Raw genomic sequence first — 12,193 nt, 5'->3', positions numbered from 1 at the left:
TATATCTACCACCTTTACAGGGTTAATAAAGCATTTATTGCTGCGGCAGCCATGGGACTGCCACCTTTAGTCCCTCGAACAGTTATAAAGGGAACTTGCCCCTGAGCAATCAATGCTTCTTTCGATTCAGCAGCACCGACAAAACCAACGGGAATTCCAATGATTAAGGCAGGGGCCGGAGCTCCTTTAGCTATTAAATCCAGCAAATGGAAAAGAGCAGTGGGCGCATTGCCAATAGCCACAATTTCTCCTGCCCACTCTGTTTTGGTAAGTTCAATTGCTGCCATGGCCCGAGTGATCCTTTTTTCTCTGGCCAACTGATGCACGTTGTTATCATGAATTAATGTTTTTACTTCAATATCATAGCGAGACAATTTTGCAGGGCTAATGCCTGATTTTACCATAGCTACATCAGTAATAATCCGTGTTTTTCTGGCAAAGCAAGCTTTTGCTGTAGTTATGGCTTGCGGATGGATAACAATTTCAGAGGCAATACCGAGGTCACCGGTTGCATGGATTAAGCGTCGGGCTATTACTTTTTCCTGCTCATTAAAATTGGATAAATCAACACTATTCTCAATGATTTCCATGCTTTTTTGCTCAATTAATTCCGGTTGTTGTAAAAAAAAGTTATTATTCATTCTGCTTCAGCAATCCTTTCTGCCAGTACTTCCACTAAACGCCGATCTAACCCTAATGGTTTAGCCAATTTTATGGTTAGAAAGGGATATCTGCTTTGAGCATGTTTAATTTCTTCGGGAATATCTTCTTTAATATGCAGACCGTTAGTTAAAAACCAGGGGGCAATGACGATAGAAGTTACACCTTTTTCTACCAGGTGGTCAATGGCCTGCTGCAGACCTGTTAAGCCAGATTCACGATTCATCCAGGCCGGGACTACCAATTCTTTACCGGAAATCTCCTTAAATAAATCAACTACGTCGTACAAAAGCATGTTGGCATCATTAGCCACTGCTCTACTGCCATGTCCTAAAACTATTACTCCTTGCATGGGTTAATATCTCCTTTCTCAATTACACTTTTTAGTTCATTTAAATCAGTTATTATAGTTAAATTAAGTTGTGGCTTTTTTATAAGGATAAGGTGAATGCCAGCTTCTGTCACAGCCTGAATTTTATTTTGCAAACCGCCATTATAACCACTTTCCTTAGTTACCATTACATCAATTTTATAGCTCCTGATTATACTCAAATCTATTGCTGCCGGGACAGGGCCATACATAGCGAAGAGATTTTGCGGAGAAAAACCTGCATCCAGAGCTGTACTTATCGATTCAGGTACAGGGAGTACCCTGGCGTAAAGTTTCTTCGTTTGTAATAAGGGATGATTGCCCCACTCATTCAGTCTCTTGACACCGATAGTCAGGAGAATGCAATTAAATTTACTGGCTTGTTTGATGGCTTCTTCCCAGTTATGGCAAACAATAATATATGGATTATTGTTGTTCAGCTCCACATCTTGGCGCTGGTAACGCAAGTAAGGAAGGTTCATTTTTCTTGCGATGTCTATTGCCAATTGATGGATTTGTTCTGCAAAGGGGTGGGTTGCATCCAGGATCATGTTGACTTTAAGTTTGTGAATTAGCTCCGTAAAGGTTATTTCATTTAATTTAGTTACGAGAATATTTTCAATACCTTCAGAAAGCAATTGTTTTCTTCCTAGCTCGGTAGTAGTAGTAACAACAAAAGGTACCGTATTTTTTTTCAGCCAAACGGCGGCTTCTTTAGCCTCAGTAGTTCCACCTAAAATTAAAATCACAGGTCATACCCCCGTGGGGTGATGATTTTGCCATCTTTTATAAAACTTTGGCTATTTCCCACTATTACAACGGACAACATATCAATTTCACAATTTGTAAATTCTTCTAAATTAGAAACAGTAATGTGTTGATCAGTACGGAAAGCATTTTTAACAATTCCTACGGGAGTGCTTGGGGGGCGGTATTTTAAAAGAATTTCTCTGGCTTTTTCAATGTGTTCTGTTCTCTCTCTACTCCTGGGGTTATAGAAGGCGATAACAAAATCAGCCTGAGCAGCAGCCTCAATTCGTTTAGTTATAACTTCCCAGGGTGTTAAAAGGTCACTTAAACTTATACTGCAGTGATCATGCATTAATGGAGCACCCAGAAGGGAAGCAGCAGCTATGGAAGCTGTAATACCTGGTATTACTGTAACTTGCAAAGATATATTGTCCTGAAATAAAAGCTGATAAATTAAACCTGCCATACCATAAACTCCGGCATCTCCACTGGAAATAACTGCCACTATTTCACCAGCCAGCGCCAGCCGAATCGCTGTCTGGCAGCGTTCTACTTCACCTCTCATACCGGTAGAAACCACTTTTTGCTGGTCTGTAAGCATATCTTTAATTAAATTAATATATGTTTTATATCCGACAATGTAGTTAGCCTTTTTTATCGCTTCCCAGGCAGAAAAGGTCATTTGTTCCTTATTACCTGGTCCAATTCCGATAATATAGATATGTCCGCTGCCAGAGCGAAGGTTGTTTGGGGATAACTGGTTTTGGGAATTATTAGTTTCGGCTTTTGACATGCCTTCATTGCTGCCGGTTCGCATATACAACCAACTCCTGTTGTTTTTTTGACAAAGGCAGAAAAATTTTGTTCTGACTCATAAGTTTTCAGTTCCTCAGCCTCAAAAAAATAAAGGGGTAAATTTAATTTTTGACTCAGTTCCCAAATAGCTGGTTCATTCTTTTTTAACGTAATTGAACAGAGAGCTTTAATTGCAGAAATGGCAATATTGCCGGAGGAAAGAAAACTTTGCAAATTGCGCCAGAGTTGATGAAAAGAAATATTTTTACGACAACCTATACCTAATGCAAAATAGGGTATACGCAATAACAATTGTTTGTCTGGATCAATTTCAGTTAGTTGGGAATTGGAAAAGATTAGATCTGCATTTATAAGATTGTCAGTATACTCATATCGTTCTGGAAGAGGTAGTGGTGTAGTTAGTAAACTTTTATTATCCCAGAAAACTTTTATAGTTCCAGAGTTGGCAAGCGTTGAATTTAATTTCTTAGCCGGTTTTAAACTTTCAGGGTTTGCTTTAAGGAGCTTGATTAAATCTTCAATTGATGTGATGCCTTGAACATCAGTTGAGGTAGTTATAACCGGTGTAGCATTACTTAAACGAGCCAATTCTTTGGTAAGCCAATTAGCATTACCCCAGTGGCCACTCAGTAAACTAACTAGATATTGTCCTTTTTCATCCCCAACAATAACTGCCGGGTCATGCAGTTTAGACTTTAAACAGGGTGCTATACAGCGTACGACAATACCAGATGCCATAATAAAAACATGGGCATCCCATCTATCAAATTCCAGTTTGATTTTTTCTTTTAATGATGGCTGCATTACTTCTGGAAAAAAAGTAGCAACCTCAGTCTGCGGATAAGCTTTTTGCCAAAGTTGGGCCAGTAAAGAAGCTGTCTCCTGTCCACCTTTAGTCAGAGCCCAAAAAGAAATTTTTTTCATTGTCAAGATCCCTCTCTGAATGCGTGGGAGAAATTGGGGTGATAAAGCAAAGAACGATCAAACTCAGCATTAAGGAATTTTCCTACAAGGACTAAAGCTGTTTTGGTGATTTTTGCTTCTTTTACTAAAGCTGCAATATTAGATAAATTGCCTTTGACAATTTTTTCATCGGGCCAGGTTACGCGTTGTACGACTGCAACCGGAGTATCAGGGGGTAGATTAGCCTCTAAAAGTTCTGTTACGATTTGGTCGATGAGATGAACACTTAAAAAGATAGCGAGACTGGCACCATGACTGGCAAGGTTTGCCAGGCGTTCCTTTTCCGGTACGGGTGTTTTACCCCCTACCCTGGTTAAAATCAAAGTTTGGGTAACACCGGGTTTAGTAAATTCCTCTTTTAAAGCAGCAGCGGCTGCAAATACAGAGCTAACTCCTGGTACGATTTCAACTTCTAAACCTTTTTCTTCCCAGGCTTTAATCTGTTCCTGAATAGCTCCATACATCGAGGGGTCTCCGGTATGCAAGCGGACTACCAGCTGATCTGCAGAAGCTGATTGGAACACAACTTTGTTAATTTCTTCTAATGTCATACCGGCACTATCGTAGATTTTTACATTTTCTTTGCAATAATTTAACAGTTCCGGGTTCACCAGAGAACCGGCGTAAATAACTACATCTGCCCTTTTCAATAATTCCAGTCCTCGGATTGTAATCAAATCAACCGCACCGGGTCCGGCTCCTACGATATATACTTTCATAAGATTACTCCTTTGCCAGTAATATAACAGTCATGTATGGTAATGCCGAAATTTCCTCCAGTTCCGAAAGGGGATGAATTTTTTCCTTTGCCTGTCCACAATAACTGATTATCCATCCCTGCCATGGCCCTGTTGCTTTTAATGCCTGTTTTATCCTGGGCAAATATTTTCCTACCTTCATTAATACAGCCCGGGTTTGATTCACCAGCATTTCTGTTAAGTCTATTTCTTTATTCATGGGTATGATTATAAGTGGATGGTTTTTATCCGCCAGGCACCACTGAGTGCGTGAGGCAGCAGCAGCAAAGGATGTTATCCCTGGTATTATCTCTACTTTTAAATGAGGAATTAAAGTTTTTAATTCATAGTATAAATAGTAAAACGTACTGTATAAATTAACGTCACCCAGGGTAATAAACGCTACGTCCTCTCCTTGTAGTAGATAGCTAGCTATCATCCGGGCATTTTCTTGCCAGGATTTAATTAAAACATCCTGTTGATTTAACATTGGCATAGTAAGTTCAATTACATTATGTTCTTTTGTCAGGTAAGGAGTAATTATTTCGCGGGCGACACTCTTATATTCCTCAGTAGCTTTGGGAGCAAAAATCACTTTGACTTTTTTAAGAGTATTCATTGCCTTAACGGTTATCAATTCCGGGTCACCAGGGCCAACACCTATTCCATATAAAACTGGAGTCATTTCAATCACTCTCCGATTTTTTTCTGCCTGATATGATAAAGCATGGATTTTGAACATCCCATAACTGGGAGCAGCCAGGTCCGGAACGCATTCTATTCACCTGTAGTTGAATCGCCTCAATTTCCTGATATTGATTACCATGGAAAAAATCCCAGGCCGTTGCTGCAGTTTTTAACTGAGTAGCGGAGATAACCAGCCTACCTGCAGGCAGTAGTCTCTCATGAACATACTCCAGGATTTTGTCCAGCTTGCCACCGTGTCCACCTATAATAACCCGATGAGGAGATGGCCAGGAATGGCATATCTCTGGCGCAAACCCTTGATAAAAATGAATATTATTACAATTAAAGCGCTGTTGATTGGCTTTTAGCAGCTGTTCACTCTCCGGGCGGGGATCTGCGGTATATACTTGACTACCTGGAGAGAATAGAGCTGCTTCGATGGTAATACTGCCTGTTCCTGTGCCAATTTCCCAAATTGTTAAACCGGGTTCCAGGTAGGACTTGGATATTATGAGCGCCCTGGTTTCGGCTTTGGTAATTGGTGGTTTACCAGTAATAAAAAGATGTTCAGGAATACCTGGAGACTGGTATGGCCAAAATTTTGAATTCTTTTGTGGAAGGTATGCTAACAAGATATCATTCTTAAAATCATCCAGATTAGCCAATTCTTCCAGATGAAAAATAACCAGCTCTTCATCTGGCAAAGTCAAGTTACGAGCCAGGATAAAATCAGCTTCTGACCAGCCGCGGAATTTAAGCTCGGTTGCCAGTTGCTGAGGTTTAATGCGTGGGTCTGTTAAAATCCCAATTTTACCTGATGAGGGTAAGGATTGCATAACAGTGTGCAATTCCCGTCCATGAATACTAAACCACTTTACTTCTTCCCAGCTCCAGCCTAATTTAGCCAGGGCCCATTGGGCACTACTGATATTGGGGTAAACTTCAAGCTCAAATTCTGAACAATACTTTTTAATCGTGTTCAGAATACCAAAAAAACCAGGGTCGCCGGAAGCAACAATAACGATGTTTTGGTGTTGCAGATTTTTTAATTTATTCAATACCTCTCTAAAATTCCTGTCAATTAACCATAAATCTGTTTTTTTCTCGAGGAAAGGCAATATCAAATCCAGCTGGCGCTTTCCTCCCAGAATGATGTCGGCAGTTTTAATTAAGTCTTTATATGCTGGGAAAATAAAAGCGGGATTACCAGGGCCCAAGCCCACTAACTTTATTGATGATTTTTGCTTTGTCATGTTGCTTCCCCCAATAGTAAACCGGCTTGTGAACTCCAGGCTACAGGTATGCCAGCCATATTTGTAATAATAACTTCTACCTGGGCCTCATTAAAAATATAATCTTCAGCTCTTTTTTTAGCTTCTGCTGCTATCTGCCATAAGACCTTTTCCCCGTTATGGGTTTTAAGCAGATCTATTATTTCTTCAGTGGTATTAGCAAGAAAGACTTTTCTAACTAATTCAGACGAAAACCCCAGAAGGGCAGTGTGACAGGCCAAAATCTCTTGTCTTGCATCAGCAATTTTTGAATGAGTGTAAAAAATTCCTCCTGCTAACTTAACCAATTTACCCAGGCTACCAAAAATAATAACTTTTTTAAAACCCATTCCAATGGCATGTTCCAGCATAAAACCAATAAAGTTACTGCTCAATATTATGGCATCCTCAGGAAAAGCTAAAAATTTCTCAGCGGCCTTTTGGCCTGCTCTGCCCGGCGTCAGGATTATTTCTTTGTACCCAGCTGCCCGGGCAATTTCCAGCTGAGGCAACAAGGATAGCTTAAATCGCTCTTCAGACATGGGCTCAACAATCCCGGTTGTTCCCAGTATGCTAATTCCACCAATAATCCCCAGTTTAGAATTCAATGTTTTCTCTGCCAGTTTTTCCCCTTCCGGTACATAAATAGTGATTTCTACCCCCTGCTTAATGCCAAGGGAGACCAGGGTCTTTTTAATATTATCCAGGATCATTTGTTTTGGTACAGGGTTTATGGCTGGCTCCCCTACGGCAACTTTCAATCCCGGTTTTGTTACGACGCCAACCCCTTTACCACCTTTGATAACAATATGACCCGACTCAATCAATCGTACACAAGCACCAATTATATGACCATGGGTAACATCAGGGTCATCACCTGCATCCTTAATTACTTCAGCCCAGCCAAAGTCAGTGCCAATACCACAACTGGCAACAGGAATGTCAATCGTCTTTTGGTCTGGTAGAATTATTTTTATTTGCTGGGGATGTTTACCCGCTAGTGCCAGCAAGGCAGATACTGCAGCTGCCGTTGCGCAACTACCGGTAGTATAGCCTTTTTTCCCCGAAAAAAAGGACATATTTTTCTTCATAGTCCCTAAATCCCCTTATTATTTAGATAAGCAATTACATCATCTATTTTATTAAAAGCGTTTTCCTCTTGCTTAGATAAAACTATTAATGGTAAGCCTAACTCAAAAGCAGCTTTGGCCTTATTCTTTATCTCAGCATTATTTTCCTTAGCGACAATTACATCGGCTTTATAGGCTTGAAATAAAGCCTTGTTAAGTTTGGCAGAAAAAGGTCCCATCATGGCGATCAGGTTTTTGGGACTAATACCGTTTTTGAGGCACTTGTCAACCACTTTACTGTCGGGGATTACGCGAACAATAAATTGTTTTTCTTTTAGCGATGGGTGCTTTAATAAAAATTCCAGGTTATTGCTACCGGTTGTCAAAAAGATGTTACGACCAAAATTATTCAAGCTTGCCGCCAGTTGTTCCCAGGAATTAACTCGATGAAGCAGTTTATTATCTGGCAACAATGGCAGAGCATCACGATATTTAATGATCTCATAACCATTTCGCTGAAACCATTCCAGCAGAAAAAAAGGTGATTGAGAGAGCATAGGTCCGGAGTGATCGATAACTAACTTAATTTGATAGTTTGTCTTTAACCAGGGTAAATGCTCAAACATTTCCATTGCAGTAAAAGCATAATCGCTTCCATTAGCTAATGCCTGTTTTACTCCCAGGTCAGTAGCCGTTATTGTACAAAGGCAGTAACCGTGTTCCTTAAGTGGACGAATAAGTTTTTCCCCTGCTTTGGGCCCGGCAAAGATTACGATCATATCTCTCACGGCTCCGTTTATGAAAGATAAAAACAAAAACCCTGCCCGCTATAGGCAGGGTTAGCCTTCTTACCAACAACCTGCCTTTCCCTATCCTCCGTAGGTGAAGGCAAGTAGCAAGCAGGTCTCCTGGCTCAAGATCATCATCTGGTACGCCTTCCCGGTAATTGCCAGTGGCTAATTTGTACCAGACTCCCTTTCACAGTGGCGGGACCGCGTCAGATTTTCACTGACTTCCCTAAACTTGCTACACTTTTTTGTTGGCTTTATTATAACATTAGTCCTTTTCAATTGTCTATAAGGCAACAATAATTTTCTGAAAAATTAACACTCTCCGGCCGGAACGCCAAGATATTGGCTTACCACTTTCATGGCACAATAATCTCCGCACATAGTACAAACATCATCGCTTGAATTTAAAGGTGCTCGTTCCGAACGTATTTTTTCCGCTCTCTCCCGGTCGATTGCTACAACCATCTGTTCTTCCCAGTTTAATGATTTACGAGCCCTGGCCATGGCTAAATCCCATTCAGCCGCCCCTTTGACGCCTTTAGCCAGATCCCCTGCATGGGCGGCAATTCTGGCAGCGATTACTCCTTCCCGGACATCAGCGGCAGTGGGCAAGCGCAAATGTTCAGCAGGTGTAACATAGCATATAAAGTCAGCTCCTGCCGCCGAAGCCAGTGCGCCTCCTATAGCTGAAGTAATATGATCATAACCAGGCGCAATATCTGTAACCAGGGTTCCCAGGACAAAGTATGGGGCCTGATTGCTCAATTCTTTCTGTAACTGAATCGTAGAGTGGATATGATGTACTGGCACATGCCCGGGTCCTTCAATCATAACTTGAACCCCATACTCCCGGGCCCGGTCAACCAGTTCTCCAGCAATGATTAGGCCCTGAACCTGGGCACGATCCAAAGAATCATCTATACATCCAGGCCTAATGGCGTCACCAATACTGAGGACAACATCGTATTTTTTAGCTATTTCTAAAAGCCGATCAAACTGGGTATAGAGAGGATTTTCCGCCTGGTTGTGCAGCATCCAACCAGTTAAAAAGGCACCACCGCGACTAACTATATCCATTGTCCTTCCCTGTTTTTTCAGCCGGTTGACCACATCAAAATTCAGGGCACAATGGATAGCCATAAAATCTATCCCATCAGCAGCATGAGCCTCAATAGTAGCAAAGATATCTTCAGCATTCATTTCGACAATACTACCGTATTTGGCGATTGCTTCTATTGCTGTTTGATAAATGGGCACAGAGCCAACAGGTAATTTGGTTTTAGCCAGGATTTCTTTCCGAATTCCATTGATATCCCCGCCAGTGCTCAAATCCATAATCGTGTCTGCACCGGCCTTTTCTGCAACCTGAAGTTTTTCCAGTTCCAGTTCCAGACTGGTGCTATCAGGGCTGGTTCCGACACTGGCATTCACCTTTGTTCTTAACCCTTTGCCGATGGCAACCGGATTACTATCTTTGCGGTTTTTGTTTTTCAATATAACAATCGTCCCTTCTGCTACGCCCTGGCGAATAAATTCAGGTGATACTTTTTCCTTAGCCGCAACATACTCCATTTCTTTGCTAATGATCCCCTGACGGGCCATTTCCAGTTGAGTCACTTCCCCTTCCTCCCTTTCTGAAGTCTATAATGATCGCCAAATCTAGCTGCTTTTTTTGCCGCTTCCACCCCTGCGTAAACGTGTTCTACAGTGGGAAAAGCAACATGTTCTGCTGGTGTAACATAACAGATAAAGTCGGCACCGGCAGCGACAGCCAATGCTCCCCCAATGGCACTGGTTAGATGATCATAACCAGGTGCAATATCAGTTACAATGGGGCCAAAGACGAAGTATGGACTATTGGAGGTCAATTTCTTCATTAAGTTAATTGTAGGATGGATATCCTGAATAGGAGTGTGACCAGGGCCTTTAACCTGGACTTGCACTCCAAAATCTCTTGCTCTTTTTACTAGATAACCTATTACAGCTAGTTCTGCTGTTTGAACTGTATCTAACGAATCATGGACACTGCCGGGACGAAAAGCATCAGCCAGGCTTAAAACTATGTCGTGTTTTTTCAGGATCTTCAATAGCTTATCATAGTGTTCGTATAATGGATTTTCCTTTTTATGCTCTAACATCCAGGCAGTTAGAAAAGTACCGCCATAACTTACAATCGGCTCTTGACGGTTTTGTTTCAAGTAAAGGTCCAGGGTGAATTGATTTAAAGAACAATGAAAACCCATGAAAGAGATACCGTCTTCAGCCTGCTTTTCTATAGTTTCAAATAACTGACTCGCCGACATTTTCAGACAGGATCCATATTTTTCTCTCGCTTCGATTAATGCCTGGTAAAGAGGGAGAGTTCCGACAGGTAAAGATGTTTCCCGGATTAGATTTCGGCGAAACTCATCGCTTTGCTGAGAGGTTCCTCCACTGGACAAATCCATAATGGTATCGGCACCAGCTGCTTCTGCGTTTTTAAGTTTCTCAATTTCTTCTGTATGATTGATAAAATGTTTTAAGGTGCCTATACTAGCGTTTACTTTGGCTGATAAAGGATAGCCTACACCAACTGGTTTGATATTTTTATGATTACGATTATTCAGGATAACAATTTCTCCCCGGGCTATTCCCCGGGCTAGTTCTTCTTTTGTAATGTTTTCTTGGCTGGCAACAAACTCCATGGTTGACGTGATTTGGCCCTGTGAAGCATTTTCCAGAACGGACGTCATGGGCCAGTCACTCCAGCATCTGCGAAGGTAGCCATTTCATTAATGATTTTACAAGCGCCTTCAACAATATGCATTGCTAAAGCAGCACCTGTACCTTCACCCAGGCGCATATTTAGCAAGAGCATAGGTTTCAATCCCAATAATTCAAGGATCATTTTATGACCAGGTTCCTCTGAGGCATGGGAAGGAATCATATATTCAACACTCAGCGGAGCAATCCGTTGTGCTATTAGTGCTGCTGCGGAGGAGATAAACCCATCTATAATAATGGGTGTTTTATTGGCAGCAGCACCCAGGATCAAACCGGCCAATCCAGCAATTTCGTAACCACCTACTTTAGCTAAAACATCAATAGGATCATTTACATTGGGCTGGTTTACTTCGATTGCTTTCCTTATAGCATTTTGTTTATTTTTTAGGCCGGCCTCATCGATTCCTGTACCACGGCCACAAACATCTTCAACCTTTAGACCCCCAAATACAGCTAACAGCGCTGAACTTGGAGTAGTATTAGCAATGCCCATTTCTCCAGTTGCCAGCAGAGTATAACCCTGATTTTTTATTAGATCTTTTGCTATTTCAACCCCGGCTTCTAACGCCTTTACTGCTTGTTCATAAGTCATCGCCGGTTCGATGACCATATTACGGGTACCGTAATCTATTTTTCTGTTTATTACACCTGGCAGGTCTATATCTACTGCCACTCCCATATCCACTACAAACACATCTGCATTAGAATGGCGCGCTAAAACATTGATTCCTGCTCCACCCCGGATAAAATTGGCTACCATCTGGTATGTAACTTCAGAAGGGAAAGCACTTACTCCCTCGCTAGCTACACCATGGTCACCCGCCATAACAACCACACATTTTTTAGATATTTGGGGACGCGGATTTCCTGTAATGCCAGCTAGCTGTTTAGCTATACTTTCTAATCTTCCTAAACTCCCCAGTGGCTTGGTCAGAATATCCAGTCTTACCTGGGCTTGCTGCATCGCTTCAGTATTAAGGGGGACTATTGAACTGATGGTGCGCTTTAACAAATCCATTTTAACTACCTCCCTCAAATTTTATAAGATAAAATTAAAAATCCGCAGCATGAAACATGCCGCGGACTTTACCATCATCCACAGTTATCTGCTATAACAACAGGCAGGTCTCCTGGCTCTCGGATCATAACAATGCTACCGCCTTCCCAGCAATAGTAGCCAGTGGCATATTGGTAGTTGCTCCCCGATTACAGTGGCGGGACCGCTCAGGATTTGCACCTGATTCCCTATTCTCCTCTCAAAAGAGGCACCTGTTGTCATAATATTCAGCTATATTAAATACATTTATTCTCCACC

General features: G+C 41.6%; 13 protein-coding genes and 2 riboswitches. All 13 genes read right to left on the bottom strand.

What is annotated here, in order from left to right:
• Positions 1-14: 14 nt before the first annotated feature.
• Positions 15-641, bottom strand: coding sequence for a precorrin-8X methylmutase (locus ULO1_RS02485; RefSeq protein WP_078664435.1), 627 nt, complete (start codon positions 639-641; stop codon positions 15-17).
• Complete coding sequence (locus tag ULO1_RS02480; RefSeq protein ID WP_079906879.1) at positions 638-1,012, bottom strand: sirohydrochlorin chelatase; 375 nt, start codon at positions 1,010-1,012, stop codon at positions 638-640. The genes ULO1_RS02485 and ULO1_RS02480 overlap by 4 nt, the downstream gene beginning before the upstream one ends.
• A complete protein-coding gene (gene cobK / locus ULO1_RS02475) occupies positions 1,000-1,779 on the bottom strand; it encodes a precorrin-6A reductase (RefSeq protein ID WP_079906877.1) in 780 nt (259 codons plus the stop codon). Before cobK ends, ULO1_RS02480 begins: the two co-directional genes overlap by 13 nt.
• Entirely contained in the window at positions 1,776-2,462 is a 687-nt protein-coding gene (cobJ, locus tag ULO1_RS02470) for a precorrin-3B C(17)-methyltransferase (RefSeq protein ID WP_242946623.1), read from the bottom strand. The genes cobK and cobJ overlap by 4 nt, the downstream gene beginning before the upstream one ends.
• Positions 2,459-3,520, bottom strand: a complete 1,062-nt coding sequence (locus tag ULO1_RS02465; protein WP_079906874.1) for a cobalt-precorrin 5A hydrolase — start codon at positions 3,518-3,520, stop codon at positions 2,459-2,461. Before ULO1_RS02465 ends, cobJ begins: the two co-directional genes overlap by 4 nt.
• A 2-nt stretch (positions 3,521-3,522) precedes the next feature.
• Complete coding sequence (cobM, locus tag ULO1_RS02460) at positions 3,523-4,278, bottom strand: precorrin-4 C(11)-methyltransferase (RefSeq protein ID WP_079932924.1); 756 nt, start codon at positions 4,276-4,278, stop codon at positions 3,523-3,525.
• Positions 4,279-4,282: 4 nt separating this feature from the next.
• On the bottom strand, positions 4,283-4,981 hold the full coding sequence (gene cobI / locus ULO1_RS02455) for a precorrin-2 C(20)-methyltransferase (RefSeq protein WP_159446581.1): 699 nt from the start codon (positions 4,979-4,981) through the stop codon (positions 4,283-4,285).
• 1 nt (position 4,982) lies between these two features.
• Entirely contained in the window at positions 4,983-6,236 is a 1,254-nt protein-coding gene (gene cbiE / locus ULO1_RS02450) for a precorrin-6y C5,15-methyltransferase (decarboxylating) subunit CbiE (RefSeq protein WP_079906869.1), read from the bottom strand.
• Positions 6,233-7,345, bottom strand: coding sequence for a cobalt-precorrin-5B (C(1))-methyltransferase CbiD (cbiD, locus tag ULO1_RS02445; RefSeq protein WP_078664427.1), 1,113 nt, complete (start codon positions 7,343-7,345; stop codon positions 6,233-6,235). Before cbiD ends, cbiE begins: the two co-directional genes overlap by 4 nt.
• A 5-nt stretch (positions 7,346-7,350) precedes the next feature.
• A complete protein-coding gene (locus ULO1_RS02440; RefSeq protein WP_078664426.1) occupies positions 7,351-8,103 on the bottom strand; it encodes a precorrin-6A/cobalt-precorrin-6A reductase in 753 nt (250 codons plus the stop codon).
• A gap of 101 nt (positions 8,104-8,204) precedes the next feature.
• A riboswitch (cobalamin riboswitch) is annotated at positions 8,205-8,366 on the bottom strand.
• Between the two features lie 61 nt (positions 8,367-8,427).
• Entirely contained in the window at positions 8,428-9,732 is a 1,305-nt protein-coding gene (gene bzaB, locus ULO1_RS02435) for a B12 lower ligand biosynthesis ThiC-like protein BzaB (protein ID WP_079932923.1), read from the bottom strand.
• The gene (gene thiC, locus ULO1_RS02430) at positions 9,729-10,847 is read right to left on the bottom strand and encodes a phosphomethylpyrimidine synthase ThiC (RefSeq protein WP_079906867.1); all 1,119 of its coding nucleotides are present in this window, start codon (positions 10,845-10,847) and stop codon (positions 9,729-9,731) included. The genes bzaB and thiC overlap by 4 nt, the downstream gene beginning before the upstream one ends.
• Positions 10,844-11,896 carry a nicotinate-nucleotide--dimethylbenzimidazole phosphoribosyltransferase gene (cobT, locus tag ULO1_RS02425; RefSeq protein ID WP_078664423.1) on the bottom strand — a complete coding sequence of 351 codons (1,053 nt, stop codon included), beginning with the start codon at positions 11,894-11,896 and terminating at the stop codon, positions 10,844-10,846. The genes thiC and cobT overlap by 4 nt, the downstream gene beginning before the upstream one ends.
• An 84-nt stretch (positions 11,897-11,980) precedes the next feature.
• Positions 11,981-12,166, bottom strand: a riboswitch (cobalamin riboswitch).
• Positions 12,167-12,193 lie beyond the last annotated feature (27 nt).

This window comes from Carboxydocella sp. ULO1 (genome assembly GCF_002049255.1).
GTDB lineage: Bacteria > Bacillota.
This window is presented reverse-complemented; position numbering and strand designations above follow the sequence as displayed.

Excerpts from the sequence above, each read along its gene's own strand:
- cobT (WP_078664423.1), bottom strand. The coding sequence starts at position 11,896 with ATGGATTTGTTAAAGCGCACCATCAGTTCAATAGTCCCCCTTAATACT.
- cobM (WP_079932924.1), bottom strand. The coding sequence starts at position 4,278 with ATGAAAGTATATATCGTAGGAGCCGGACCCGGTGCGGTTGATTTGATT.
- cobI (WP_159446581.1), bottom strand. The coding sequence starts at position 4,981 with ATGACTCCAGTTTTATATGGAATAGGTGTTGGCCCTGGTGACCCGGAA.
- cbiD (WP_078664427.1), bottom strand. The coding sequence starts at position 7,345 with ATGAAGAAAAATATGTCCTTTTTTTCGGGGAAAAAAGGCTATACTACC.
- cbiE (WP_079906869.1), bottom strand. The coding sequence starts at position 6,236 with ATGACAAAGCAAAAATCATCAATAAAGTTAGTGGGCTTGGGCCCTGGT.
- thiC (WP_079906867.1), bottom strand. The coding sequence starts at position 10,847 with ATGACGTCCGTTCTGGAAAATGCTTCACAGGGCCAAATCACGTCAACC.
- ULO1_RS02485 (WP_078664435.1), bottom strand. The coding sequence starts at position 641 with ATGAATAATAACTTTTTTTTACAACAACCGGAATTAATTGAGCAAAAA.
- ULO1_RS02440 (WP_078664426.1), bottom strand. The coding sequence starts at position 8,103 with ATGATCGTAATCTTTGCCGGGCCCAAAGCAGGGGAAAAACTTATTCGT.
- cobJ (WP_242946623.1), bottom strand. The coding sequence starts at position 2,462 with ATGACCTTTTCTGCCTGGGAAGCGATAAAAAAGGCTAACTACATTGTC.
- ULO1_RS02480 (WP_079906879.1), bottom strand. The coding sequence starts at position 1,012 with ATGCAAGGAGTAATAGTTTTAGGACATGGCAGTAGAGCAGTGGCTAAT.
- ULO1_RS02465 (WP_079906874.1), bottom strand. The coding sequence starts at position 3,520 with ATGAAAAAAATTTCTTTTTGGGCTCTGACTAAAGGTGGACAGGAGACA.